Below are 25955 nucleotides of genomic sequence, written 5' to 3'. Positions count from 1 at the left end.
GGTGCGGAAGCCGAGAAGGAATCAGAATTGTGATTCTGAAAGTAGATGCGGCGGGGGTGGTCGTCAAGGTAGCTTGAAGCAAAATCAATCTTCTGATTTTGAGGTGCTCATGGATCGAGGCATGAACCGAAGCCGGCAGCCGTCCGCGTCACCGGCCGCGCTCACGGCGGGGGAGACCGGCTGGAGCACACCTGCCGAACCCGCCCTGGGACTGCGGCCGTTGCGACTGGTCGACGGGCCGCTCGGACTCGTCAGCCCGACCTTCGACGAGCGTGACACCGCGCTCCTGCTGCCCAGTGGCATCGCGCTCGGCGCGACCTGGGACGAGGAGACGGTCCGCACGGTGGCCTCGGCGCAGGCCTCCGAGTCCAGGCGGCGCGGCTACGACGCCGTGTACGCCCCGAACCTGAACCTCGCCCGCACCGGCCTGTCCGGCCGCACCTTCGAGATGCTCTCCGAGGACCCGCATCTCGCCGGTGTGCTCGGCGCGGCCCACGTCACCGGCCTCCAGGGCCAGGGCGTGGCGGCGTTCCCCAAGCACCTGGTGGGCAACGACACCGAGACCGCGCGCCAGCGGATGAGCGCGGACATCGGCGAGGCGGCGCTGCGCGAGGTGTACCTGCGCCCCTTCGAACTCGCCGTCCGCGCCGGGGCGTGGGGGCTGATGGCCGCCTACAACCGGCTGAACGGCGTGCCCTGCACGGCCCACGCCGAACTGCTCGCGATCGTGAAGCGCGAGTGGGGCTTCGACGGCGTCGTCGTCTCCGACTACTTCGCGCTCAAGGACACGCTCGGCCCGGCGCTCGCCGGCCTCGACCTCGAAATGCCCGGCCCCGCCCTCCACTTCGGCGAGCGGTTCGCGGAGGCCGTGGCCCGCGGCGAGGTGCCGAAGGAGCGGCTCGACGACGCGGTGGAACGCCTCCTGCGCCTGGCACGCCGCGTCGGTGCCGTGGACGGCGCCGCACGCCTCGTGACCTCTCCCGGCGAGCATCTGGAGCAGGAGGCAGCCGAGGAGGCGCTGGTCGACGCGGCCGCCGCGGGCTTCGTCCTGACCCGCAACGAGGCCGGCCTGCTGCCCCTCGACCCGCACACCACACGCCGCCTCGCCGTCATCGGCCCCAACGCCGACCGGCCCTGCTACCAGGGCGCCACCTTCGGCCGGATCCGCCCGGCGCGCGCCCCCCTCACCCCGCTCCAGGCGCTGTCCGAACGCTTCGGCCCGCACACCCGGATCGTCCACGAACGTGGCGTCGACACGACCCCGGCCGCCTCCCTCGGCGCGTTCGACGTCACCACCCCGGACGGTCGGCCCGGCGTACTCCTGGAGCACGTGCGGGGCGGGGAGACGGTCCGCACCGAGGTCCGGGCCGACAGCGCCTTCATCTGGTTCGGCGACGTACCGGGTGCCGGGCCCACCACCGAGCCCGGCACCCTGCGCCTGACAGCCGTGCTCACCCCCGACGCCGACGGGCCGTGGGCCCTCGGCGCGGGCGGCTCCGGCACCACCACGCTCCGCGTCGACGGCGCCGTCGTGGCCGAACGCGAGGCGCCCGCGCCGCAGGACGTGATGGGCCAGGTCGCGCGCGCCGAGACGGCCGCGGCACGCGTCGACCTGCGTGCGGGGCGACCCGTGACGCTCACCGTCGAGATGACGTCGGGGGAGGGGGCCCGCGTGCAGGCGCTGACGGTCACCTGCGCGCCGCCGGCCCGCCCCGGCGCCCTGGAGCGCGCACGGCGGGCCGCGGCGGGGGCGGACGCGGTGGTCCTCGTGGTCGGCGACGAGCTGGAGACGTCCCGGGAGAGCAAGGATCTGGACACCTCGGAACTGCCGCTCGAACAGGTCGAGTTGATCGAGGCCGTGGCCGCGGCGAACCCGCGGACGGCCGTCGTCGTCAACGCCGGCCGCCCCGTCCACGCCCCCTGGGCCGACGCCGTGCCCGCCGTGCTCCAGGGCTGGTTCGCGGGCCAGGGCTTCGGTACGGCGCTCGCGCGCGTGCTCGCCGGGGACACCGAGCCGGGCGGCCGCATGCCCGTCACCGTCCCGCTGCGCGACGCCGACCGCTCGACCCACGGTGAACGGCCCGACGCCGACCTGCGCCGCGACTACGACGCGGCTGAACCCACCGGCTACCGCCACCTCGTCGCTACGGGAACGAAGGCCCGCTTCCCGTTCGGCTCCGGCCTCGGCTACACGACCTGGCGCCTCGGCGAGGCGGACCTGTGCCGCCGGGGCGAGTGGTGGGCGGTGACCCTGGAGGTGACCAACACGGGGACGCGGCGCGGGCGCGAGGTCGTCCAGGTCTACGTCCGTGCCCCCGGCGAGGCGGACGTGCGGCTCGCCGGGTTCGCCGGGGTGCGCCTCGACGCGGGTGCGCGCACGGAGGTCGAGGTGCCCCTGGACGAGCGGACGTGGCAGCGCTGGGACGCGGACACGCACGCCTGGACGGTGCCGGCCGGGGACCACGAGGTGCTGGTCGGGCGGTCCGTGGAGGAGATCGTGCAGGTGCTGGTGCGCGAGGCGTAGGTCGGCGACGCGCAAAGGGGGGAGGCGCGGACGTCCACGCCTCCCCCCTTGATGTCCGGCCCGTGCCGTCAGAGCGCTCGGACCACGTCCTCGATGTGCGCGAGCCCTTCCACCGTCCCGGTCGTCGGCAGGTACTCCAGGCCGAACGGGCCCGCGTACCCGAGCCGCCGCAGCGCGCTCAACTGCCGCGCCCAGTCCACCGATCCGGTGCCGGGCTCGCCGCGGTCCGGCAGGTCGGCGATCTGCACGTGGGTGACGAGGTCCATGGCGTCGGCGAGCTCCCGCTCGGGCACCTCGCCCATCTGGAGCGAGTGGTACGCGTCGTAGAGCAGCGTGAGACCGGGGGAGCCGACCTCGCGGACCGCGGCCAGGCACTCGGCCGTCGTGTCGAAGAGGGTGCCGGGGTGGTCGACGCGCGTGTTGAGGTTCTCCAGGGCGATGGTCACGCCGTGCTCGGCGGCGACCTCGGCGCCCGCCTTCAGCGCCTCCACGATGATGCCGTGCTGCACCGTGCGCTTCATGTACGGCAGTCCGACGCCCGAACCGGTCACGACGCGCGTGCAGCCGAGGTCGCGCGCGGTCTCGGCCGCCGCGCGGACATGGCCGAGGAACGCCTCGTGGGTGGAGGCGTCGGCGAGGGTGAGGCGGCCCTCGACGAGCAGGGTGTGCAGCGACGAGCCGGTGGCGTCGAGGGCCTTGCGCAGGCCGTCGACGTCCTTGTCGCTGTGCGACCAGATCTCGACCGTACGGATCCCGTGGTCGGCGGCGGCGCGGACGCGCTCGCCCAGGTCGTCACCGGCTTCCTTGAAGAGCAGTTCGACGTTGACGGAGAGGGACATGGGTGCTCCAGAAACGGAGTGGGGTGACCCCGCGACGGTGACCGCGGGGGAGCGGGGCAGGGGACCGCTAGGGCCTGTCGTTTGGATCAGGCCGGCCCCGCGCGAACAGGCGGCGGGCGTACCAGCCGTTCAGCATGGTGCTGCGCGCCGGGTTCGGTGTCTGTTCGCTTTCGAAGACGGCCCAGCCGGACCACGCGCGGGCGCGCAGCCGTTCGGCGAGGGCCGGGAAGTCGACGAGGCCGCCGGGCGTGCCGCACTCGTGGAACCAGCGGTCGATGCCGCGCGCGCCGCCCTCGGAGAGCATGCTCGACTCGGCGTGCGGGGCCAGGCGTTCGCCGGTCTCGTCGACGTACCGGGTGTCCTTGAGGTGGAGATGGTCCACCCGGTCGTGATGGGCGTCGAGGACGTGCACCGGGTCGAGGCCCGCGACGGTGAGTTCGGCGGTGTCGAGGGTCAGGCCCACCAGCGACGGGTCGGTCCCGGCGAGCAGCTCCGCGAGGGTCTTCTCGTCCGCCGCCGCGCTCAGGCAGTCCACGTGGAGGGAGAGGCGCACGCCCGTGTCGGCGAGCTCGGCGCCCACCGTGTTCCAGCCCGCGGCGGCCGTGCCGATCGCCTCCGCGGACAGCGGACCGTCGAGCGAGCCGGCGGACGGCAGCGCCCGCACCACGAGCCGGCTGCCCCCGGCGCCGCTCAGGAACTCGGCGAAGGGCCGCAGGGACGTGGCGACGGCGGCGTGCTCGGTGGCGGACAGGATGCTGCGCCCCCGGCTGAGCTCCTCGTCGACGGGCTCGCCCGGATCCACGTACCAGCTGCTCACCCCCTCGAGGCCCGCGTCCCGCACCAGGGCGAGGAACGCGTCGGTGGACCCGTAGGTGGCGGCGATGGAGGCGGGGCGGCCGAGCGGGTCCCAGCGGCCGGTGCCGCCCCGCAGCTCGACGCCGGTGAAGCCGCAGGCGGCGATCACCTTCAGGGCGCGCTCGTGCTGTTCGGGGCGGGTGAAGTCGTCGAAGTTCGGCTTCCACTGGTTGATGGCGTAGGCGCAGCGGACCGGGGCGCTCATGCGTAGATCTCCGAAAGGACGTTGCGGGCGTACCACATGGACAGGGCGGTGGCCTCGGCGTAGTCCCCGCCGATGTTGACCTTGTCGTGCTCGACGGTGATCCAGCCCTCGTAGCCGACGTCCTTGATGGCCCGCATCAGGCGCGGGAAGTCGACCAGGCCGCCGTCCGTGCCCATCTCGTGGAACCACTGGGCGGTTTGAGGGGCCATCAGCTCGGCGTCGGGGCTGTGCCGGTACGCCTCCGTGGTGTCGCGCTGGCGGGTGTCCTTGAAGTGGAAGCCGGAGCAGCGCTCGCGCAGGTCCATGAAGAGGGCGACCGGGTCGATGCCGGCGATGCAGTGCTGGGCGGTGTCGCAGAAGAACGACACGTACCGCGGGTCGGTCCACTCGTAGAACTTGCGGATGTCGTCCTCGGTGCGGATCGCGCAGAAGAACTCGTGGTGGCATGTGGTGCGGACGCCGAACTCGGTGAGTGTCATCTCGCCGACCCGGTTCCAGCACTCGGCGGCGGCCTTGATCTTGTCGTCGGTGACCGGGGCGGTGTCCTTGTAGAGGCTCGCGGGCATCACGATCAGGCTCTCGATGTCGAGGCTCTCCCACATGCCGAGCATCCGGCGGGTGCTGGTCACGATCTCGTCGTGCGTCTCGCGCACGTGGGCGTCGGCGACGCGCGGGTCGTACATGATGCCGCGGAAGAGATTGACGATCTTGTCGATGCCGTGGTCGCGCAGATAGCGCTGGTAGTTCTCCACCGAGCCGAACATGCCGGACAGCGCGTGGACCTGGAAGTCGAACATGTCCAGGCCCTCGAAGCCGACGGCGCTGATCTGCTTGACGAAGTCGTCCATGTACCTGCGGGCGGCGTACTGGGTGACGGGGCCGCGCGGGCTGTCCGCCCGCCAGTGGTCCATGTAGCTCCAGCGGAGCGCGTTCATGGGGGATCAACTCCAGGGGGAGTGGTGCGGGTTCGCGGGTGCCGGTGGCACGCCCGATTGAAACAGAATCATGATTTTGCTTCTAGGGGTTCGGCCGAGGCAATTCGCTCGTGGAGCGCGCGGCGCGGCAGCCGCAGCGCGCAGGCGAACCCGGCCGCGAAGCAGGCCGCGACGACCGTGAACACCGGCGCGAACGCGGCCCCGTGGTCGCCGGGCGCCGCGCCGTGTGCCGCCAGCGCGCCCAGGCCCGCCGCGCCCAGCAGCACCCCGAGCTCCCGGACGAACGCCATCCCCGCCGTGACCTTCCCTGTCGCCCCGGCGCCGCCCGCGTCCTGTGCGACCACGACCACGAGCTGGAGGAACAGGCCCGCCCCCAGGGCGAGCAGGCACAGCAGCGCGGCGGTCACCGGCAGCGGCGGACGCGAGTCGCTCAGCAGGGCCAGCGCGCCCGCCGCCGCGGCGGAGAGCGCGCACCCGACGAGCGGGAACGGGCGCCAGACGCCCCATCGGCGCACCGCGAGGCCCGAGCCGTTCATGCCGAGGGTGATGCCGACGGTGACCGGCAGCAGCATGAGCCCGGCCGTCGTCGCCGATGTGCCGTACGCGCCCTGGATCCACGCGGGCACGTACGCGAGGACGCCGAACAGGCCGATGCCGCCGAGCAGCGCCAACAGGCAGCAGGAGAGCGCGGGTTGACTCCGCAGCAGCGCGACCGGCAGTACCGGATCGGCCGCCCGCCGCTCCCAGCGCCACGCGGTCAGCGCGAGGAGGCCGGTGCCCGCCGCGACCGAACCCCACAGTGGGTTCCAGCCGTTCTCGGCGACCGCCTCCACGGTCACCACGAGCCCGGCGGTCGCGGCGGCGAGCAGCGCCGCGCCCACCGTGTCGAAGGCGCGGCGGCCGTGCGCGCGGCGCGGCACCACGGCCCGTACGAGAACCGCGGCCGTGAGGCCGAGCGGCACGTTGAGCCAGAAGATCCACCGCCAGGACGCGTGGTCGGTGAGCCACCCGCCGAGCAGCGGGCTCACCACCGTGGCCAGCGCGAACACCGCGCCGAGCGGGCCGAGGTAGGCCGCCCGCTCGCGCGGCGGCACCGCGTCCGCGACCACGGCCTGGGGCAGCGTCAGCAGGCCCGCCCCGCCGATGCCCTGGACGAGCCGGGCGGCCGCGAGTGCGGTGACCCCCGTCGCGAAGGCGCACGCGACGGACGCCGCGACGAACACGGCGATCGAGACGAGAAGCGTCCGGCGCCGCCCGAACCGGTCGCCGAGCGCCCCGAACGCCGGCATCGCGGCCGCCAGCGCGAGGGTGTACGCGGTCACGATCCACGGTGCGCGCGCGGGCGAGCCGAGGTCGGCGACGACGGTGGGCAGGGCGGTGGCGACGATGGTCTGGTCGAGCGCGCCGAGCGCCGTGACCAGGACGAGGCAGACGAACAGGGCGCGACGGGCGGGGTGTTGGCGTCGCGCGGCGGAGAAGCGGAGCATGCGGCGATTCCCTGGGGCGGTGGGCCGCCCTGCGGCGGCAGGTATCCGTTGGACGAATAAACAAAATCCGAATTTTGAATTTACTTTGTCTTGTGCGCGCCGCGCCAGTCGTGTGCGCTGTCCATCCGAGGAGTCGCAACGCGGCGGCCCTGTGCGCGCGAAGGAGCGGAGCACGTTGGACATCACCAGCAAGGCGATCGACAAGCGGACGGCCATGGAGCCGACGGTCCGACTCGGATGGTGGGAGAAGTTCGGCTACGGGGCCGGCGACCTCGCCTCGAACCTGTCCTGGAACCTCGTCGGCGGGTTCCTGCTGTACTACTACACCGACGTCGCCCGCGTGCCCGTCGCGGCGCTCGGCACCCTCTTCCTGGTGGCCCGGCTGCTCGACGCCGTGGTCGACCCCGCCATCGGCATCCTGGTGGACCGCACCAACTCCCGCTGGGGCAAGGCCCGTCCGTACCTGATCTTCGCGTCGGTGCCGTTCGGTGTCATCGGCGTGCTGACGTTCATGGTCCCGGACGTCGGCGACGGCGGAAAACTCGTCTACGCCTTCGTCACCTACCTGACCCTGGGGCTGCTGTTCTCCCTGGTCAACGTCCCCTACAGCTCGCTGCTTCCGATGATGACGCGGGACTCGCACGAGCGGATGCAGATGGGCGGCCTGCGGGCGGTCGGCAGCTCGGTCGGCTCCATCGTCGTCACAGCGAGCACCACACCCTTCGTGGCCTGGCTCGGCTCGGGCGACGAACAGCGCGGCTGGACGCTCGCCACGATCGTCTACAGCGTGCTCAGCGTCGCCTTCTTCGCCGTCACCTTCCTTGCCTGCAAGGAGCGTTATGCGCTGCCCGCCGAGTCCGAGAAGCTCGCGCTGGGGACCGCGCTGCGCACGCTGTGGCGCAACCGGCCGTGGATGGTGACCTTCGTCTACGGCGTCCTCAACTTCGTGCGCCTGTCACTGGTCCTCGGTGTCACGGTGTACTTCGCGCTCGCCGTCCTGCATGCGCCGTGGGCGATATCGGTGCTGCTGCCGCTGGTCTCCGGCACGATGATCGTCGGCGGCCTGGTGGCGCCGCCGTACTACCGCCGCTTCGGCAAGCGCCGGGGCAACCTCCAGGCCCTCGCCGTCGGCGGGGTGGCCTGGGCCGCGATGTACCCGGCCGAGGGATCCTTCCCGGTCTTCCTCGGCTGCTACATCGTCGCGACCTTCGCCATCGGCCTGTCCATGGTGTCGATGTTCACGATGGTCGCGGACACCGTGGAGTTCCAGCAGTGGCGCTTCGGTACGCGCAACGAGGGGCTCCTCTCGTCCGGTGTCAGCTTCGCCACCAAGGTCGGCTCCGCCATCGGCTCGGCGGCCGTCGCGTACGGACTCGCGCTGGCCGGCTACCGTCCGGGGCAGGAGAGCGACGCCGCGCTGACCGCCATCCGCGTCATGTTCTACGGGCTGCCGCTGCTGTTGGTGGCGGCGCAGGCCGTGACGATGACCTTCTGGGGCCTGGACGGGCGGCACGAGGAGATGCGTGCGGAGATCGACGCCCGCGAGGCGAGGGCGGACGGGTCCTAGCGCGCCCGGAGGCGGGAGGCGTCACCTCGACAGCGGCGCCTCCCGCCCAAAAAACAGAATCCGAATCTTGAATTTGATCCTTGTGGGGCGGAGACTGTCCCCACGGGACCGACGAAGGAGACGACAGCCCAGCATGACGCCCCTGACACCCGCCTCGTCCGCACATCGGCCGCACGGCATCCGCCGCGCCGTCAGCCTCTACTCCTTCCAGGAGGAGTACTTCCTGCGCACCATGACCGTCGAGGACTGTGTGTCCGCCGCGGCCGGCATGGGAGCGCTCGGTATCGAGATCATCCCCGAGCAGTCGATCCCCGGCTACCCCGTGCTCAGCGACGCGTTCGTCGATCGCTGGCACGCGTGGATGGCCGCGTACGGCACGACGCCGGTCGCCACCAACGCCTTCCTCGACACCAGGCTCCACCCCGACCGCCGCCTCACCCCCGACGAGCAGGCCGCGTCCGTGCGCCGCGACATCGACATCGCGGTCCGCCTCGGCGCCCCCATCGTGAAGGCCACCATCAACTTCCCGCCCGAGGTCATGGAGGCCGTCGCCCCCTATGCCGAGGAGCGGGGGGTGCGGGTCCTCCTCGAGGTGCACGCACCCTTCCACTACGAACACCCCTGGATCCTGGAGCACTTGGAGGTCCTGCACCGTGTCGGCCCGCAAGCGCTCGGTCTCATGCCCGACATGGGCATCCACGTACGGCGCTTCCCGCGTGTGGTCAGCGAACGCGCGCTGCGCGACGGCGCCCGCCCCGAACTCGTCGACTACATCGTGCGCACCTACGACGACCACGGCGACACCCACGCGCTGATGGACGTCGTCAACTACCGCGGCGGCGGACCCGTCGAGTTCTCCCTCGCCCGCCAGGCCACCCACTACATCTGGACCGAGCCGAAGGAATCGCTCCCGCACATGCCCCTCATCGGCCATGTCCAGGCGAAGTTCTACGAGATGACCGACGAGGGGAACGAGTTCAGCATCCCCTACGCGGACATCCTCCCCGTCTACGCGGAGGGCGGCTTCACCGGCCACTTCTCCAGCGAGTACGAGGGCAACCGGCACATCCAGGACGCTTTCGAGGTCGACAGCGTGGAGCAGGTGCGCCGCCAGCAGCTCATGCTCGCCCGCCTGCTGGGCGAGGAGCCGACCGCGACCGCCTGACCGGCCCCACCCGCACGACCACCACCGCAGGGAGCAATCACCGTGTTCGACCAGTACATCGTCTGCGAGGACGGCTTCCGGACCCGCGAGGACGGCCGCCCCGGCGGCCGCGTCGAGGTCCGCATGCCCTACTACCGGGGCCTTTTCCTCTCCATGGTCGAGGCCGTCGATCTCGTCGTCGACGGAACCCCGGTCCCGCCCGAGCGCACCACGTTCACCGTGCACGGCGCCACGTACACCTTCGCCGAGATGCCCCACGTGACCGATGACCGCTGGGAGATGGGGGAGCGGGCGGTGCTCGGCTTCGAGACCGACGCGCCGCTCGCCCCCGGCGAGCACGAGGTCGCCGTCTCCGTGCGGCTGCGCATCTCGTACATGCCCGTGCCCGGCGGCGGCAGCGACCGCAAACGCCTCGTCCTCGGCTCCTGAACGGAGGGACCGCCACCACCATGAGCGGACGATTCCCCGCGCACGTGGACGTGGCCGTGGTCGGCAGCGGCCCGTGCGGCGCCGCCTACATCCGCGTCCTGTCCGAGCGACGCCCGGACCTCGACCTGGCCACCTTCGAGGTGGGCCCGCTGCTCGCCGGCCCGCCCGGCCTCCACGTCAAGAACATCGCCGACCCGGCCGCCCGCGCGCACGCGCAGCGCCGCTCCCAGGGACCCGGCCCCGCCCCGGCCGACGGGCGCCTCGCCCGGCCCGGAACCTTCCTGCTCCCCGACGGCGGAGGGCTGCCGAACGCGGCGATGTCCAGCAACGTCGGCGGCATGGGCGCCCACTGGACCGCCGCCTGCCCGCGCCCCGGTGACGGCGAACGCATCGGCTTCGTGCCGGGCCTCGACGAACTCCTCGACGAGGCCGAGCGGTTGCTCGGGGTCGACGCCCACGCCTTCGACGACGCGCCCTTCGCCGCCGAGGTACGGGCGCGTCTCTCCGACGCCCTCGACGGCGACCGCCCGCCCGAGCGCCGCGTCCAGCCGATGCCGCTCGCCGTGCACCGTGCCCCCGACGGCGCGGTCGCCTGGTCCGGCACCGACGTCGTCCACGGCGAGGTGAGCCGGAACAACCCTCGCCACACCCTCTTCCCGGAAGCGCTGGTCACGGGTGTCGTGGTGGAGGGCGCACGGGCGGTGGGCGTCCGCGTACGTGACCTGGCCGAGGGCGGCGAACACGTCGTGCGGGCCGCGCGCGTGGTGGTCGCCGCCGACGCCCTGCGCACCCCGCAACTCCTGTGGGCCTCCGGCATCCGCCCCGCCGCGCTCGGCCGCCACCTCAACGACCAGCCCCAGCTCGTGTACGCGGTACGGCTGCGGGACGTGGGGCCGGTCGAGCCGGGACCGGCCGCGCACAGCGGCGTGAGCTGGGTGCCGTACACGGACGACGAACCGTTCCACGGCCAGGTGATGCAACTGGACGCCTCCCCGGTGCCGTTGGCGGACGACGACGTTCCGGCGCCGGGGTCGATCGTGGGCCTCGGCTGGTTCTGCGCGAAGGACGTGCGGGCCGAGGACCGGGTCGAGTTCGACGACGACCGCAAAGACGCCTACGGCATGCCCGCGATGCGCATCCACTACGGGCTCACCGACCGCGACCTCGCCGCGCTCGACGCCGCCCGCACCGCCGTGCGGCGCGCCGCCGAAGCGCTCGGCGAACCGCTCGACGACGCGCCGCGCACGCTGGCGCCGGGCTCGTCCCTGCACTACCAGGGCACCGTCCGGGCGGGCCCGGCCGACGACGGCACCTCGGTCTGCGGCCCGGCCGGAGAGGTGTGGGGCGTGTCCGGCCTGCACGTCGCGGGCAACGGGGTCATCCCCACCGCCACCGCCTGCAACCCCACCCTGACCTCGGTGGCGCTGGCGGTGGCGGGCGCGCGGCACATCGCCGGCACACTGGCCGTCGCAGGGAGGTGACCTCGCGTGTGCGCCGGGCCCGGCGCGGTCAGTTCGGTTCGGCGACCGGGGGCCGCGCGGGGCCCGGGACGGTCGGGCGGGGGAGGTGTTCGTACTGGTCGGCCTGGAGGCGGTACATGCGGGCGTAGCGGCTGGTGGGTTCGGCGGCGAACAGTTCGGTGTGGCTGCCCTGTTCGATCAGGCGGCCCTCGTGCAGGACGAAGATGCGGTCGGCGTGCCGGACGGCCGCCATGCGGTGGGTGACCAGGACGATGATGCGGTCCGGCGCGGCGAGCCCGAGGATCTGGTCGAAGGCGCGCTGCTCGGCATCCGGGTCGAGCGCGGACGTCGGCTCGTCCACGATGATCATGCAGGCGTCGCGGAAGTGCGCGCGGGCCAGACCGATCTTCTGCCACTGGCCGCCCGACAGCTCGCTGCCGCCCCGGAACTGCTTGCCCAGCAGCGTCTCCATGCCGCGGGGCAGCGCCGCGATGTCCCCGTCCGCGCCCGCGTACGCGGCGGAGGTGTCGAGCCCGTCGGCGGTGGCCTCGCGGTCGGGGCGGCCGATGCGGATGTTCGCCCCGGCCGTGAACGGCCAGCGTTCGAAGTTCTGCGTGAGCAGGCTGACGTGCGCGAACAGCGCGTGCCGGTCGGCCTCCGCGACATCGACGTCGTCCCAGTGGATGCTGCCCTCGCCGGGCAGGTGGAGGCCGCACAGCAGCCGCACGAGGGTCGACTTCCCGGAGCCGTTCGGACCCACCAGGGCGATGACACTGCCCAGCGGGATGGTGAACGAGACGTCCCTGACCGCCGGTTCCTCGCGACCCGGGTAGCGGAAGCTCACCTTGTCCAGGCGGATGGCGCGCGGTCGCTCGGGCAGCGGCAGGCCGCCGTCCGGGACGGCCCACGCGTCGGCCCGCACGAGGAAGTCGGCCAGGTCGTGCACGTACAGGGACTGCTCGTGGAGCTGGCTCATGGTGCTGACCAGGGCTCCGATTCCGGCGGAGCCCGAGTTCAGCGCCATGGCGGCGGTGCCGAAGGCGGCCACGCTCATGTGTCCCGACAGGCACAGGCCGATCATGAGGACGAACGTCAGCAGGTAGCCGACGCCCTGAAGGGCGGACGCCGCCAGTTCGGTACGGGCCTTGTCCTTGGCGAGGCGCTCCTGTTCGGACTCGGCGGTGTGCGACATCCGGTGGAAGTGGCGCAGCAGGTACCCGCCCACGCCGTGCACACGTACCTCCAGCGCGGCCGTGACCGACGTGAGGAGGTGGGACAGCACCCGGCTCGCCCGCAGGTGCTCGATCCACGTCATGGTCGAGAAGTAGCGCTGCTGGGCCACCCGCATCACACCCCAGCCGCGCGGCGCCACGATCAGGACCAGCATCGGCAGCAGCACCGGGTTCAGCGCCAGCAGCACCCCGCCTGAGGCGATCAGCGCGAACACGCTGTTGATGGCCGCGACGCTGGAACCGATCATGTGGCGCGCCTCGTTGGCCCCGTACTGCGCCCGGTCGATCAGCTCGCGGAACGAGCCGTCCTCGATCGCCGCCATCTCGACGCGCTCGCAGGCCGCCAAGTACTGCTCGGACGCCGCCCGTTCGACCTTCGGCTCCAGACTCCCGGCCGCCGACGTCGACCACGATGCCAGGACGGCGTTGACACTGTTGATCACGACGAGAGCTGCCCCGGCGGGCAGTGCGTGACGCAGTCCGCGCACATCGGTGCCCGCCGCGAGCACCGCGTGCAGGGCCGCGTTGACCGCGAGCAGCTTCAGCGCGGCCGCGATGCCCTGACCCACCTCCGTGACCCCCACGGTGACCAGCGAACGCCGGTCGGTGCGCCATGCCAGGGAGATGGTGTGTCCCACCAGCCGCGGCAGGGACCGCAGCGCACCCCACAGCGTGAGGTCGAGGCGGGCGTACTCGTGCTTGCTCCAGCCCATGTCGTAGCGCAACGGACCGCCGAACAGCTCCAGTTCGGAGTCCGACACCTTCGGCTCCGCCATCCGCGGGCGCCGCAACATCCTCATCCGACTGCCTCCTGTGTACGCCGACGTCCGCTACGGTGCAGCGCGCGCAGGGGCGCACGGGCCGGATCGCCGCAATGCCAAACGGCAGTGACGAAAGAGGCCGCGAGAGAGGCCACGCGGGCGGTCGACGCGCGCTGCGCCCGGCATGCTCTGATTCGCCGTGAAAGTCGCGATATTACGGCCGGTCGACCGGGGCAGTAGATACGGCGGAGGGGCTCCCGCCGGGTGGGCGGGGCCGAACGGATACACGCGAGGAGATGACGGAATGACCGTGTTGCTGCCCACGGCTGCCACTCTGCGCCGGGCCCTGGCCCGGCACGCCGAGGCCGACGCCGAGGACGAGCGTCACTCGACGCCCCGGACGGTGCGCGCACGCGAGGACAGCGCCTACACGTTGTGTGTGATGACCGGCACGACCTGCGTCGAGGACGCGCTGAGAGCGGCCGACGCCGTGTTCCGTGCCACCGGATCGGAGCTCGCGGAAGCGGCCTGACCGGGCGAAGGAGGGGAGCCGGGGTGTGTCACGCGCCCGGCTCCCCTCGTCGTGTTCCGGCCGCTCAGCCGGAGCGGGTGTAGGAGATCACCGCCGTGGTCACCAGGCACGGCGCGGGCGGCACCATCTGGACGCGCAGGGTGCCCCGCGCCGCGTCGTAGTCGATGCCCTCGGACTCGAACGTGCCCTTGCAGACGCTGCGCTGCGGGATCGCGAACGCCGATGACACCCGGCCGGTGACCGGGGCGCCGTCCAGCGGGCGGTCCAGGGTGATGTCGAGGACCTCCTTCGTGTCGGCGTCGGACGAGCACAGCAGGTGGGTGGCGTCGGTGAAGTCGCAGCCCTGGATGTTCGTCACCGGCCTGTCGAGGGTGATGCCGCCCGCCTGCGGGAGGTCGGTGCCGGGCCGTGGCGCGGAAGCGTTGAGCACCGGGGTGGGGAAGACCTGCAGACGGTCCCGTGTGCCCCATTCGCCGGAGACGAGCCACTGGGCGTCGGGTGACACGGCGGCGAACGAATTGTTCAGCAACTCCCCTTCGTCCAGGGCGTGTTCATACGTGGTACGGGTACCCGCGGGGGATGTTACCGCGAACATCTTCTTCGTGGCCGAGTCGCCGCCCTGGTACGCGTCGAAGGTGTAGCCGCGCGCCGTATCGGGGTCACCCACATGAGACCAGCCCGCCGCGCGCAGTGCCAGCGGTATGGAGGCGAGGCCCCGGTAGAGGAGCGTGCCGTCCGCGCGCGAGGCCAGGCCCTGGCTCCCCGTCAGGGAGTTCACGTGCGTCGTGCCGGTCTCCGTCCAGGTGGGTGCGGCGGACGCCGTCGTCGCCCCGAGGGCCAGGACCCCCAGGGTCGTGGCGAGGGTCAGCGCGGCGCGTCTTCCGTGCCGCTTCGCCGTCTGCGTGGCTTGCTTCCGGTGCGGGGTCATGGAGATCAGCCTGCCCCACGGTCCGGGCCCGCAGGGCGCGTTCGGGAAGGGTGACGCATTGTCGCCGTCCGGGCGCGCGCAGAGATGTAAAGGGATGTAAAGGCGCCGTATAGGTGGAGTGGCCACAAAGCCCCACGCTATGCCTCGCGCATGCCCGGCTGACGTTGCGTCATCACGCAGCGTGGCGGAATGAACTCCTCCTCGGTGTGACGCGTCTTACCAAAATGAGACCGAGAAAACCGCTGGAGGTGTGACGTCGGAGAGTCACCATGCGCTTGACTTGGCGAACCCCCAACTAGGAGAGCCCATGCGACCGTTCGCACTGAACTATGCCCGCCCCACGCGAGAGGCAGAGGTCAGAGCGCCGTACATGTACGACGCAACGCTGCAGTTGAACGTGCTGGCCAACGGCGCAGTGGCCGCACGCGACTACGCAGTGTTGCGAGAGTTCGCGGCCACCACCTCCACCGCGGGTTCGAAAACCCATTTCGACGACTGAACGGCCCAGCGGAAATGACCGTGCTGATCCTGACGAGTGAACAGGATGTGACGGCCGACCTGGCCGTCGTCGAATTGAACGCCAATGGAATCCCCGTCCTGCGGCTCGATCCCGCCGAACTGCCCGGCGGCGTCGGCGTGTCCGGAGAGTTCGCGCACGGGGCGTTCCACGGCCACCTCTCCGTGGGCGGCCGGGTCGTCAGCATGGGCGGCCTGCGCTCCATCTGGGTACGCCGCCCCGGCGTACCCGCCGCCCACGCCGAAGCCGCGTCGCCCTGGCTCACCGAAGAGGCCTCGCAGTCCCTGTACGGGATGCTGCGGTGCACCGAGGCGCGCTGGATGAACCACCCCGACTCCGCCCGCCAGGCCCGCCAGAAGCCGTGGCAGTTATGGCTGGCGCGCGCCTGCGGCCTCCCGGTCCCGGCCACGCTGATCACCACGTTCCCGCGCGCCGCCCGCGAGTTCGCCGAGCGCTACCCCGACCTCATCGTGAAGCCCGTCTCCGGCAAGCACCCCGACGACGCCGGGCTCGCCGTGCCGACCACGCGCGTGCGTCCGGGCGAGGACTTCCAGGACGTCGCGAACGGCCCCACGCTGTTGCAGCGCCGCGTGCGCAGGGCCGCGGACATCCGTCTGACGTGCGTGGGGAGTCGGCTGTTCGCCGCGCGTGCCGCCGCCTCCCCGGGCGGACGCGAGGACGGCCCCGGCATCGACGACGTACGGTTCGACGCCGCCGCGGGCCCCTGGCGCCCGATACCCGTGCCCCGGCGCGTCGCCGACGCCGTGCGGGCCTATCTGACCCGCGCCCAGTTGGCGTACGGAGCCTTCGACTTCGCCGAGGACGCCGACGGCATCTGGTGGTTCCTGGAGTGCAACCAGTCCGGCCAGTTCGGCTTCGTCGAGATCGAGACGGGGCAGCCCATCGGCCGCGCCGTCGCCGAGTGGCTCGCGGGCGAACCCCTCGGGCCCGTGCCCCCGGCGGGCGAGGACGACGAGCGCGCCCTCGGCGCGGGGTGTGGCTGACCCGACTCCCCCGCGATCTTTACGGGGTGGTGGACGGCGGGGTACGAGAGGAGTGGCCGACCGCCGACCGCACCATCGAGGGAGCCGCACCGCATGACCGACGCCACCGCAGTCACCAGCCGGGGAACCCTGCGCGGACGCACCACGGACGGCGTCACCGCCTTCCTCGGAGTGCCGTACGCCGCCGCCCCGTTCGGCCCGCGCCGCTTCGCCGCCCCGGAGCCCGCCGAGCCGTGGACCGGGGTACGGGACGCCACCGCGTACGGGGCGACCGCGCCCAAGGCGCCGTACGCCCCGCCGTTCGACGCGCTCATCCCCGAGGCCGGCCAGGACGGGCCCGACTGCCTCAACCTCAACGTGTGGACCCCGGAGCCGGGACCCGGCGCCCGCCTGCCCGTCATGGTGTGGCTGCACGGCGGCTCCTTCTCCAACGGCTCCGCGAACTCCTCCGGCTACCGCGGCGACGCCTTCGCCCGCGACGGCGTCGTCTTCGTCGGCGTCAACTACCGGCTGGGCGTGGACGGATTCCTGCACCTGCCGGGGGCGCCCGACAACCGGGGGCTGCTCGACATGATCGCCGCGCTGGAGTGGGTGCGGGACAACATCGAGGCGTTCGGCGGTGACCCCGACCGGGTGACCGTCTTCGGCGAGTCCGCCGGGGCCGTCGCCATCGGCCGGCTGCTCGTGGAGCCGCGCGCCCGCGGCCTGTTCCGGCGCGCCGCGCTCCAGAGCGGGGCCTGCCACCACTTCGTACGGCCCGACACCGCGCGCCGCATCGGGGAGCTGTTGGCCTCGCGGCTCGGCGTGGCGCACACGGCGGAGGCGTTCGCCGCGGTGCCGCTGCCGGAGCTGGTGGCGGCGCAGGGCGCGCTGTCGGACGAGTTCCGGCGACGGCCCGACCCGGCGGTGTGGGGCGACGCGGCGCTCAACGGGATGGTGTTCGAGCCGGTCGCGCGGGAGCGTCTGCTGCCGGGGCCGGACGCGGGCGTGGACCTGCTCGTCGGCAGCAACCGCGAGGAGAACCGCCTCTACATGGTGCCGACCGGCCGCTTCGCCACCATCAGCGAGGGCCGGGTGCGGCGGGGCGCCGAGGCCTACGGCGCCGATCTGGCGGGCTACCGGGCGAGCCGGCCGGGGGCCACGCCCGGCGAACTGCTCGACGCCCTCGTCACCGACTGGTTCTGGCGGATCCCGGCGGTACGGCTCGCGGAGGCCGTGCCGGGCTCCCACGTGTACGAATTCGCCTGGCGGTCGCCGCAGTTCGGCGGTGAGCTGGGTGCGTGCCACGCCCTGGAGCTGGGCTTCGTCTTCGACCGCGTCGACGACCCGGACTACGTCGCGCTCGCGGGCAAGGACGCCCCGGCGGACCTGGCGCGCGCGATGCACGGGGCGTGGGTCGCGTTCGCCGAGTCGGGCGACCCGGGGTGGGCCGCGTACGACCCGGCGGGGGAGCGGGCGACGATGGTGTTCGATGCGGGGGACTGCCGTGTCGAGGCGGACCCGCGGGCGGCGGAGCGGGAGCTGTGGGAGGGCGTCCGGTGAGGTCGTGGGCCCGCGATAGTGTGCCCCGGTGACAACGCAATCGAACATCCCTGCAGGCTGGTACCCGGACCCGCAGGGCGCACCGCAGGGCCCGTCGCAGGGCCTGCGGTGGTGGGACGGCTCCCAGTGGACCGAGCACACGCATGCCGCCGCGCAGGCGGCGCCGCCGGTGCAGGCCCCCGCACCGGTCCCGGCTCAGGCGCCGCCGGTCCCAGCACCGCCGGTCCAGGCTCCCGTACAGGCGCCGCCGGTTCAGGCTCCCGTCCAGGCGCCCGCCGCCGGGTCCCTGTTCAGTGAGCCGGTCCTCGTGGTGAACCAGCGGGCCAAGCTGATCGAGCTGACCAACGAGTACAGCGTCATGGACCAGCACGGCCGTCAGCTGGGCTCCGTCGTCCAGGTCGGCCAGAGCGCCATGAAGAAGGCGCTGCGGTTCGTCTCCAGCGTCGACCAGTTCATGACGCACAAGCTGGAGATCCGCGACGCGTACGGGCAGCCGCACCTCGTGCTCACGCGGCCCGCGAAGTTCATCAAGTCTCGGGTCGTCGTGGAGCGGCCCGACGGGTCGCCGGTCGGCGAGATCGTGCAGCAGAACGCCATCGGGAAGATCAACTTTGCGATGACGGCGAACGGGCAGCAGATCGGTGCCATCAAGGCGGAGAACTGGCGGGCCTGGAACTTCGCGATCGTGGACCACGCGGACCAGGAGGTCGCGCGGATCACGAAGACGTGGGAGGGGCTCGCCAAGACGATGTTCACGACCGCGGACAACTATGTGCTGCAGATTCACTACCAGTTGCCCGAGCCGTTGTTGAGTCTGGTCGTGGCGACGGCGTTGACCGTGGACACGGCGTTGAAGCAGGACGCGCGAGGGTTCGGGTGACCGGGGCGGTCGGGGTGCGCCGCTACGGGGCGTAGGCCACGGGGCTCTGCCCCGGACCCCGCTCCTCAATCGCCGGAGGGGCTTGGATGTCCGGAGCCGTTCGCTGTGCCGCAGGGGCTTGAATAGCCGGAGCCGGTCGCTGTGCTGCAAGGGCGTGAATAGGCGGAGCCGGTCGCTGGGCCGGAGGGGCTTCCGCGGTGGCGGTCGGCGCCGCGTGCGTGTGGGTCAGGAGGATCACGCCACCCGTGGCCAGCGTCGCGCCCAGGGCTGCCAGCGCCCAGCCGGCCGGGCCGCCCTGGAGGTGTTCGCCGAGGAGGGCGAGGCCGATGACGGAGGCGGCGACGGGGTTGGCGAGGGTGACCATGGCCAGGGGAGCGCCGAGGCCGCCCCGGTAGGCGGTCTGGGACAGGAGCAGGCCGCCCGCGGCGAAGGCCGCCACCAGCAGGGCCACCCCGATGACGTGTACGTCCAGCAGCGGACCCGAGCGGTCCGTCACGGCCACCGTCACGGTCTGCGTCAGCGCGGAGGCCACGCCCGAGGCGACACCGGAGGCAGTGGCGTGGCGCAGGCCCGGCTTGGCGCCGCGGCGCGAAAGCACGCCGATGAGGGCCGCCGTCACCCCCGCCACGCCGAGCGCCTCGGGCAGCGAGAGCGTGTCGTCGGGGGCCGGACCCGACGCGGTCAGGAGCAGCGCGCACAGCCCCGCGAGCGTCAGCGCCGTACCGCGCCATTCGCCGACCGTGACGTGCCGCCCCGCCACCCGCGCGCCCAGCGGCACCGCGGCGACGAGGGTGAGCGCGCCGAGCGGCTGGACGAGGGTGAGCGGCCCGTACTTGAGCGCGGCGACGTGCAGCAGCGCGGCCGCGGCGTTGAGCCCGACCGACCACCACCAGGCCCCCGTGCCGAGCAGCCGCAGCGTGCCCGCGCCCGACCTGGCCGCGAGCCGCTCCTGGGCCACGGCCGCGGCGGCGTACGCCACGGCGGACACCAGGGAGAGGGCGACGGCGAGCAGGGTGGCGGTCATCGTGCCCCTCCGGTCGCGAGGCTCACGGTGGAGGGGGCGGCCGGGCCGGCGCCCGGCGCGGAGATCACCTCGACCGGTATGTGCGTCGGCGTCGCCGCGGCGAGCACGTCGGCGGCCGTCAGCGCGTCGGGCGGCGTACGGAACGCGGCCGGGGCCCACGGCGTCGGCGTGGCCGCCGCGTACTCCGCGACGTGCGGCGCGCCCGCGGCGGCCGGCACCGGGAACAGGTGGCGCCAGAAGCCCGTCGAGTCGACGGAGCGCGGCAGCCGGATCACCGCGAGCGCGGCGCCGAGCAGCAGCGTCGCCACGATGGTGTCCAGCCAGTAGTGGTTGGCGGTGCCCACGATCACCAGCAGCGTGAACAGCGGGTGCGCGAGCCACAGCCAGCGCCACCGCGAGCGGGTCGCGGCGACCAGGCCGATGGCGACCATCAGCGCCCAGCCGAAGTGCAGCGAGGGCATCGCGGCGAACTGGTTCGCCATCGTGTCGGTGTCCGGCTGCGCCGCGTACACCGACGGGCCGTAGACCTGCGCCGTGTCGACGAGGTGCGTGGCGTCCAGCATCCGCGGCGGGGCCAGCGGGAACGTCAGGTGCAGCACGAGCGCCGCCGCGGTGAGCGCGGCGAGCACCCGCCGCGTCCACAGGTAGTGGCGGGGGCGGCGCAGGTAGAGGAAGACCAGCAGCGCGATCGTCGCCGGGAAGTGCACGGACGCGTAATAGATGTTCGCGGCGTGCACCAGGGTGTCGCTGCTCAGCAGCACGTCCTGCACCGCGCCCTCGCCGGGCAGGTGCACGGCGCGTTCGAAGCTCCACACGTGGTCGGCGTTGTGGAAGGCCTCGGCGGTGTGGCCGTTGGCCAGCTGCCGCCCGAGCTTGTAGACGAGGAAGAGTCCCACGACCACCAGAAGCTCGCGTATCAGGGGCGGCCGGACGGCGTGCTGCTCCGGCTCCCGTGTGTTCCCGTTCATCGATACGCCAGTGTACCGATACGGTGGCGTACCGGTACACTGGCGTATCGATAGGCCGGTGTGATCTCATCGACACTGCCGCCGACCGAGGAGTGAGGGCCATGACGACGCGAGACCAGGCCACCGAAGCCGTGCCCACCGCCTCGCGCCGCTCCAAGATCAGCCCCGAGCGGGCGCAGGAGTTCTACGACGTGGTCCTCGACCAGCTGCGGCAGAGCGGCTACGAGTCCGTCACCATGGAGGGCGTCGCCGCGCAGGCCTGTTGCAGCAAGTCCACGCTCTACCGGCAGTGGAAGACGAAGCCGCAGCTCGTGGCCGCGGCGCTGCGCGCCGGACGCTGCGCCAAGTTCTTCATGGCCGACACGGGTACGCTCGCGGGGGACCTGGTCGCCGCCGCGCGCAACGCGGCGTCGCAGGCCAAGCCGGACACCGTGCTCGTGCAGGCCCTCGGGCACGCCGCCCTCCAGGACGACGAGCTGAAGGGCGCGCTGCGCGAGGCGCTGATCGAGCCGGAGCTCGCGTCGATCGACGCGATGGTGCGGCGGGCGGTGGAGCGCGGCGAGATCGCCGCGGACCATCCCGCGCTGCCCTTCCTGGCCGCGCAGCTCTTCGGAGTCATGCGCAGCCGGCCCATCCTGGAGGGGCGCGATGCCGACGGGGACTATCTCGTCCGCTTCGTCGAGCGCGCGCTGCTTCCGGGCCTCGGCCTGACCCCGGAGGGTCGGGCCACCTGAACGGTTGGCCGTCGGTCGCAGGGATGACCGACCGACGGCCCGCCCGCGCCGCACCGTGGGGACGGGGGCGGCGCGCACCCCCGGCCGGGCGGGCCCTCCTTGAGCGGAGGAGGCCCGCCCGGCCACTTGATCCTGAGCGGTTCAAGCCCCTGCGGCGATTGAGCAGCGGGGTCCGGGGCGGAGCCCCGCAAGTGCAACCACGGCACGGGCCGCCCCGTCGAGGAGGGCGTCACACGTTCTTGCCCGCGTCACCCCCACCCGTGACCTCCGCCTTCTTCACACCCTCGACGATCTCGTCGATCGCCCCCGCGTCCGGCCCCGCCGCCTTCTCCGCACTGGTCCGCGGCACATCCACCCCGACCCGCAGCACGACGAGCTTGTCGGGATCCCCCGGCGAGGGGAACGCCACCGACTCCACCCACGCGTCGACGTCCGACTTCGTCTTCACGCTCCACCGCACCCGGTACCCCTTCTGCCCGGCGACCGTGACCGCCTTCGAGAAGAGCTGCTTGTGGCTCGTGATCCCCTCATAGGTCTTGCCGCCGTAGGAGGACTTCGCGTTCTTCGCTATGTCCTCCTTCGCCGCGGCCTCCGCGCTCTTCGCGTCGAGCTTGAGGCGCTCCGCCGACGACGTCGACGCGCCGCCCTTGACGCAGGTGTCGCCCTTCGAGTTGGGGCAGGGGTACGGGCCGATCGTGATCCCGGCGACGCCCGCCCCGTCGGTGCCGGTCCAGTTCTTGACGACCGGGATCGCCACCCCGTTGCCGACGTCGGTCGCGTACCCCTCGTCGAGCGGCGCCCGCGGCGACGACCGCGGCGACTCGGGGGCCGGGCTCTCGCCGTCGCCCGGGGCGCCCCGCTCGTCCGGTCCCTCCGGGCTGGGGCTCTGCGACCGGGAGTCCGCCTTGTCGTCCTTGCCGTCGCCGTCCCCGCCCGACGTGAGCGCGTAGACGCCGGTGCCGATCCCCGCGAGCACCACGACCGCGATCCCCGCGGCGATGGCGATGCGCCCCCGGCCGCGCGGCTTCGGCGGCAACTGGCCCGGTTGGCCCGGGTAGTTGGGGTATGCCGGGTTCATCACCGGCGCGGTGGGGTACTGCGGGACCGCGGCGACCGGCTGCTGCTGGGGCGGCTGCGAAGGCTGCTGCGGCGCCGTCGGCGGCACGGGCGGCGGGGTGGTGGCGGGCCGGGTCTGGTCGGTCCAGCGGGCCCCGTCCCACCAGCGTTCGGTGCGCGGGCCGTTCGGAACCTGCCCCGGATCGGGGTACCAGCCTGCGGGAGTCTGCGACGTCATGGACGGAACAGTATGAGCCCCGGCTGAAAAGCGGATGAGAGGGTCGGCCTTGCGGTCGGGATCGTTACCGGGACACCCCGGCCGACGGACGGGCCCGAGCGCGGCCACGAGGCCCCATCTCCGACCAAATGTCACCGGCTGCCGAGACGCCCCACGAAGGAAAGGCCTCCCGGACTACCCTCGTGACCAGTACGTCGATCAACCCATGTGATCGGCTGCGGACCGACATCGGGACGACACCGGAAACGACAACGGGAGGCTGCGGGATGACCCAGGGACGGCAGGCCGACGCCGCGCCCTCCGGCCTGCGGCTGTGGGAGCGGGAGGGTGAACTCGGGGTCGCGGCGCGCGCACTCGACGAACTGTCCGGCGACTCCGCGGCCGCGGGCAGCCTCATCGTCTACAAGGGAGAGGCCGGGCTCGGCAAGACCGCGCTGCTCTCCCAGGTGCGCGAGATGGCGGCGGGCCGCGCCACCGTGTGGTCCGCGCGCGGCGGCGAGACGGTCACCTCCGTCCCCTTCAACGTCGTACGCCAGCTCCTCCAGCCCGCCCTCGTGGCGCTCTCCGAGGACGAGGCGCGCGAGTACTTCGGCGACTGGTACGACATCGCGGGCCCCGCCCTCGGCATCGCCGAGCCCACCGGACGGCAGGCCGACCCGCAGGGCGTGCGCGACGGACTCGTCGTCGCGGCGGCCCGACTGGCCCGGCTGCACTGGCCGTTGGTGCTGCTGATCGACGACGCGCACTGGGCCGATCTGGAGACCCTGGAGTGGCTGGCCGCGTTCGCCGAGCGCCTCGACGACCTGCCGGTCTTCGTCGTCGTCGCGCAGCGCGAGGCCGAGGACGAGCGGGCCGCCGCCTGCCTGGACGCGGTGGCCGCCGCAGCCCGCCCCGGCGCCACCAGCCTGCGCGCGCTCACCCCCGCCGCCACCGCGGGCATCACCCGCGCCACGCTCGGGCGGCACGCCGACGACCCGTTCTGCCGCGAGGTGTGGGCGGTCACGGGTGGAAACCCGTACGAGACCGTCGAGTTGCTGGCCAAGGTGCAGGACGCGGAGCTGCGTCCCGAGGAGGACTCGGCGGCCGAACTGCGGGCGCTGAACAAGTCGGCGCGTGGCCGGGGCCTCGTCACCCGGCTCGAAGGGCTCGGCACCGAGGCCACCCGGTTCGCCTGGGCCGCCGCCATCCTCGGCACCCGTATCGAGCCGGGCCTCGCCGCGCTCCTCGCCGGCATGCACCCCGAGCAGGCGGGGCGCTGCGCCGAGCGGCTGGTGGCCGCGCGCATCCTCACCGACGACACGTACGGCGACGACAGCACCCTGGAGTTCGTGCACCCGCTGATCGCCTCCGCCGTCTACGACGCGATCCCGCCGGCCACCCGCACCGCCATGCACGGACAGGCCGCCTGGGCCGTCACCGCGTCCGGGCACGGGCCCGCCGCGGCCTCCCGGCACCTCCTCGAAGTGCACCCGGACGACGACATCGAACTCGTCGAGCAGATGCGCGCCGCGGCCGGGGAACACCTCGCCGTCGGCGCCCCCGAGGCCGCCCGCCGCTGCCTGGAGCGCGCCCTCCAGGAACCGCCGCTGCCCGAGATCCGCCCCGAAGTGCTCTACGAGCTGGGCTGCGCGACGCTCCTGACCTCGCCCGCCACCACCATCGGGCACCTCACGGAAGCGCTCGACACGACACCGGGGCTCGACGGGGACCTGCGGGTCGACGCGGTGTGCCGGCTGTCCCAGGCGCTGGTCCACAACGACCAGCTGGAGGAGGCGCTGCGCCTCATCGACGAGGAGGCCGAGCGCCTCGCGCCCGGCCACGCGCGCCTGCGCCTCCAGGCCATGCACTTCATGTGGGAGGGCATCCACACCGGCGAGGAGGACTCGCCGGGCCGCTCCCGCCGCCTCGCCGAACTCGCCGACCGCCTCGCGGGCCGCGACAACCCGGAGCGCGTCCTGCTCATGCTGCGCGCCTTCGACGCGATGACCCGCGGGGAGAACGCGGAGGAGGTCGTCGAGCGCTGCGACCGCGCCATGGTCAACGGCGGCCTGGCGCCCGGCCTCGGCTGGACCGACCCCGAATGGGGCTTCGAGGTCCTCACCATGCTCACCGTCTCCTACGTCTACGCGGACCGGCTCGACCGCGCCGAGAGCATGTTCAGCGACGCCCTGCGCACGTACGAGACGGCGGGCTGGAGCGGGGGCCACCTCGCGCTCGCGCACGCCTTCGTCGGGTACGTGCACCGCAGGCGCGGCCGGCTCACCGACGCCGAAGCGTTTCTGCGCGAAGGGCTGCGGCTCGCCGACCGCGTGGGCCGCGGGCTGCCCCTGCACTGGGACGCGGCCTGCATGCTCATCGACACGCTGCTCGCGCGCGGCAAGGCGGCGGAGGCCATGGAGATCGCCGAGCGGTACTCCTTCGGCCCGCCCTACCCCTCGACCGTCGTGCTGCCCGACGCGCACTCGGTCCGCGGCCGGCTGCTGCTGGCCGTCGGCCGCGTGGAGGAGGGCATCAACGAGTTGGAGACCGCGGCCAAGGCGGCCACCGCCCGCGGCGGGCACAACACGATCATGGCGCCGTGGGCCTGCGACCTCGCCCGCGCGCTCGCCCCCACCGACCCGCGCCGCGCCGCCGAACTCGCCGCGGAGGCCCGCATCCAGGCCGAGCGGTTCGGCACGGACACGGCCATAGGGGAGGCCCTGCGCTGCGCGGCCGCCCTGGAGACGGGCCAGAAGCAACTCACCCTGTACGCCAAGGCGGTGACGTACTTGGAGGCGTCCCCCTGCGCCTACGAGCACGCCCAGGCCCGCGTCGAGTACGGCATAGCGGCCCGCTCCCTCTCGGAACTCAACCGCGGTCTGCAACTGGCCCGCGCGTGCGGCGCGGACGGACTGGCGGCGCGGGCGCGGGAGGTCCTGGAGACGGGGCGGGGGCTGCGCTAGGGCCCTTCTGACGGATCTTGCTGGAGTCGCGGGGCCTGGCACGCACATCTGCTGCGTTGTCGTCGGTTGCCAACGCTCCGCGTTGTCGCCCTCCTCCGCCTTGCAGCTGCACGCACCAGACCCCGCTCGCG

Annotated in this window: 21 protein-coding genes; 12 read left to right on the top strand and 9 right to left on the bottom strand. The window is 72.8% G+C overall.

From position 1 onward, the window contains the following. Positions 1-121: 121 nt before the first annotated feature. Positions 122-2524, top strand: coding sequence for a beta-glucosidase family protein (locus ACYBSK_RS24835; RefSeq protein ID WP_460243387.1), 2403 nt, complete (start codon positions 122-124; stop codon positions 2522-2524). Between the two features lie 68 nt (positions 2525-2592). Here ACYBSK_RS24835 and ACYBSK_RS24830 read toward each other — a convergent pair whose 3' ends face one another. The 4 genes from ACYBSK_RS24830 to ACYBSK_RS24815 form a co-directional block, all read right to left on the bottom strand. Beyond that, positions 2593-3363 (bottom strand): TIM barrel protein, encoded by a 771-nt coding sequence (locus tag ACYBSK_RS24830; protein ID WP_460243386.1) that lies wholly within the window; start codon positions 3361-3363, stop codon positions 2593-2595. A 67-nt stretch (positions 3364-3430) separates the two neighbouring features. Beyond that, the gene (locus tag ACYBSK_RS24825; protein WP_460243385.1) at positions 3431-4423 is read right to left on the bottom strand and encodes a sugar phosphate isomerase/epimerase family protein; all 993 of its coding nucleotides are present in this window, start codon (positions 4421-4423) and stop codon (positions 3431-3433) included. Then, positions 4420-5358, bottom strand: a complete 939-nt coding sequence (locus tag ACYBSK_RS24820; RefSeq protein WP_460243384.1) for a sugar phosphate isomerase/epimerase family protein — start codon at positions 5356-5358, stop codon at positions 4420-4422. Before ACYBSK_RS24820 ends, ACYBSK_RS24825 begins: the two co-directional genes overlap by 4 nt. 68 nt (positions 5359-5426) lie before the next feature. Beyond that, positions 5427-6845, bottom strand: a complete 1419-nt coding sequence (locus ACYBSK_RS24815) for an MFS transporter (RefSeq protein ID WP_460243383.1) — start codon at positions 6843-6845, stop codon at positions 5427-5429. A gap of 175 nt (positions 6846-7020) precedes the next feature. Between ACYBSK_RS24815 and ACYBSK_RS24810 the strand changes: the two genes are divergently transcribed. The 4 genes from ACYBSK_RS24810 to ACYBSK_RS24795 all read left to right on the top strand — a co-directional run bounded on the left by ACYBSK_RS24810 (position 7021) and on the right by ACYBSK_RS24795 (position 11487). Then, a complete protein-coding gene (locus tag ACYBSK_RS24810) occupies positions 7021-8412 on the top strand; it encodes an MFS transporter (protein WP_460243382.1) in 1392 nt (463 codons plus the stop codon). Positions 8413-8545: 133 nt separating this feature from the next. Next, positions 8546-9577 carry a sugar phosphate isomerase/epimerase family protein gene (locus tag ACYBSK_RS24805; protein WP_460243381.1) on the top strand — a complete coding sequence of 344 codons (1032 nt, stop codon included), beginning with the start codon at positions 8546-8548 and terminating at the stop codon, positions 9575-9577. 42 nt (positions 9578-9619) lie between these two features. Further along, on the top strand, positions 9620-10006 hold the full coding sequence (locus ACYBSK_RS24800) for a C-glycoside deglycosidase beta subunit domain-containing protein (RefSeq protein ID WP_460243380.1): 387 nt from the start codon (positions 9620-9622) through the stop codon (positions 10004-10006). A gap of 20 nt (positions 10007-10026) precedes the next feature. After that, entirely contained in the window at positions 10027-11487 is a 1461-nt protein-coding gene (locus ACYBSK_RS24795; RefSeq protein WP_460243379.1) for a GMC oxidoreductase, read from the top strand. A gap of 28 nt (positions 11488-11515) precedes the next feature. On the opposite strand, the gene ACYBSK_RS24790 is transcribed toward ACYBSK_RS24795, so the two are convergent. Further along, positions 11516-13498 (bottom strand): ABC transporter ATP-binding protein, encoded by a 1983-nt coding sequence (locus ACYBSK_RS24790; RefSeq protein ID WP_460243378.1) that lies wholly within the window; start codon positions 13496-13498, stop codon positions 11516-11518. 265 nt (positions 13499-13763) lie between these two features. On the opposite strand from ACYBSK_RS24790, the gene ACYBSK_RS24785 reads away from it, so the two are divergent. Continuing rightward, the gene (locus ACYBSK_RS24785; protein WP_460243377.1) at positions 13764-13991 is read left to right on the top strand and encodes a DUF5133 domain-containing protein; all 228 of its coding nucleotides are present in this window, start codon (positions 13764-13766) and stop codon (positions 13989-13991) included. Between the two features lie 64 nt (positions 13992-14055). Here ACYBSK_RS24785 and ACYBSK_RS24780 read toward each other — a convergent pair whose 3' ends face one another. Beyond that, entirely contained in the window at positions 14056-14919 is an 864-nt protein-coding gene (locus ACYBSK_RS24780) for a hypothetical protein (protein ID WP_457479417.1), read from the bottom strand. Positions 14920-15226: 307 nt separating this feature from the next. On the opposite strand from ACYBSK_RS24780, the gene tgmA reads away from it, so the two are divergent. The 4 genes from tgmA (at position 15227) to ACYBSK_RS24760 (ending at position 18862) form a co-directional block, all read left to right on the top strand. Further along, positions 15227-15418, top strand: coding sequence for a putative ATP-grasp-modified RiPP (gene tgmA, locus ACYBSK_RS24775; RefSeq protein ID WP_457479416.1), 192 nt, complete (start codon positions 15227-15229; stop codon positions 15416-15418). 14 nt (positions 15419-15432) lie between these two features. Further along, positions 15433-16440 carry an ATP-grasp ribosomal peptide maturase gene (gene tgmB / locus ACYBSK_RS24770; RefSeq protein ID WP_460243376.1) on the top strand — a complete coding sequence of 336 codons (1008 nt, stop codon included), beginning with the start codon at positions 15433-15435 and terminating at the stop codon, positions 16438-16440. A 93-nt stretch (positions 16441-16533) separates the two neighbouring features. Further along, positions 16534-17982: a carboxylesterase/lipase family protein gene (locus tag ACYBSK_RS24765; RefSeq protein ID WP_460243375.1), complete on the top strand. Its 1449-nt coding sequence runs from the start codon at positions 16534-16536 to the stop codon at positions 17980-17982. A 28-nt stretch (positions 17983-18010) separates the two neighbouring features. Further along, positions 18011-18862: a phospholipid scramblase-related protein gene (locus tag ACYBSK_RS24760; RefSeq protein WP_457479413.1), complete on the top strand. Its 852-nt coding sequence runs from the start codon at positions 18011-18013 to the stop codon at positions 18860-18862. A 22-nt stretch (positions 18863-18884) separates the two neighbouring features. Here ACYBSK_RS24760 and ACYBSK_RS24755 read toward each other — a convergent pair whose 3' ends face one another. Together ACYBSK_RS24755 and ACYBSK_RS24750 are read right to left on the bottom strand one after the other, a co-directional pair. Beyond that, complete coding sequence (locus ACYBSK_RS24755; protein WP_460243374.1) at positions 18885-19886, bottom strand: DMT family protein; 1002 nt, start codon at positions 19884-19886, stop codon at positions 18885-18887. Continuing rightward, positions 19883-20854 (bottom strand): phosphatase PAP2 family protein, encoded by a 972-nt coding sequence (locus ACYBSK_RS24750; protein WP_460243373.1) that lies wholly within the window; start codon positions 20852-20854, stop codon positions 19883-19885. Before ACYBSK_RS24750 ends, ACYBSK_RS24755 begins: the two co-directional genes overlap by 4 nt. A gap of 101 nt (positions 20855-20955) precedes the next feature. Between ACYBSK_RS24750 and ACYBSK_RS24745 the strand changes: the two genes are divergently transcribed. After that, positions 20956-21588, top strand: coding sequence for a TetR/AcrR family transcriptional regulator (locus ACYBSK_RS24745; RefSeq protein WP_457479410.1), 633 nt, complete (start codon positions 20956-20958; stop codon positions 21586-21588). A gap of 229 nt (positions 21589-21817) precedes the next feature. Here the strand turns inward: ACYBSK_RS24745 and ACYBSK_RS24740 are convergent, their stop codons facing one another. Next, positions 21818-22882, bottom strand: coding sequence for a DUF2510 domain-containing protein (locus tag ACYBSK_RS24740; RefSeq protein WP_460243372.1), 1065 nt, complete (start codon positions 22880-22882; stop codon positions 21818-21820). 266 nt (positions 22883-23148) lie between these two features. On the opposite strand from ACYBSK_RS24740, the gene ACYBSK_RS24735 reads away from it, so the two are divergent. Continuing rightward, on the top strand, positions 23149-25824 hold the full coding sequence (locus ACYBSK_RS24735) for an ATP-binding protein (RefSeq protein WP_457479408.1): 2676 nt from the start codon (positions 23149-23151) through the stop codon (positions 25822-25824). Positions 25825-25955: the final 131 nt, after the last annotated feature.

The sequence above is a fragment of the Streptomyces sp. BYX5S genome (genome assembly GCF_054724165.1).
Note: the sequence above shows the minus strand (reverse complement) of the source record. Positions and strands in the feature narration are given on the sequence as shown.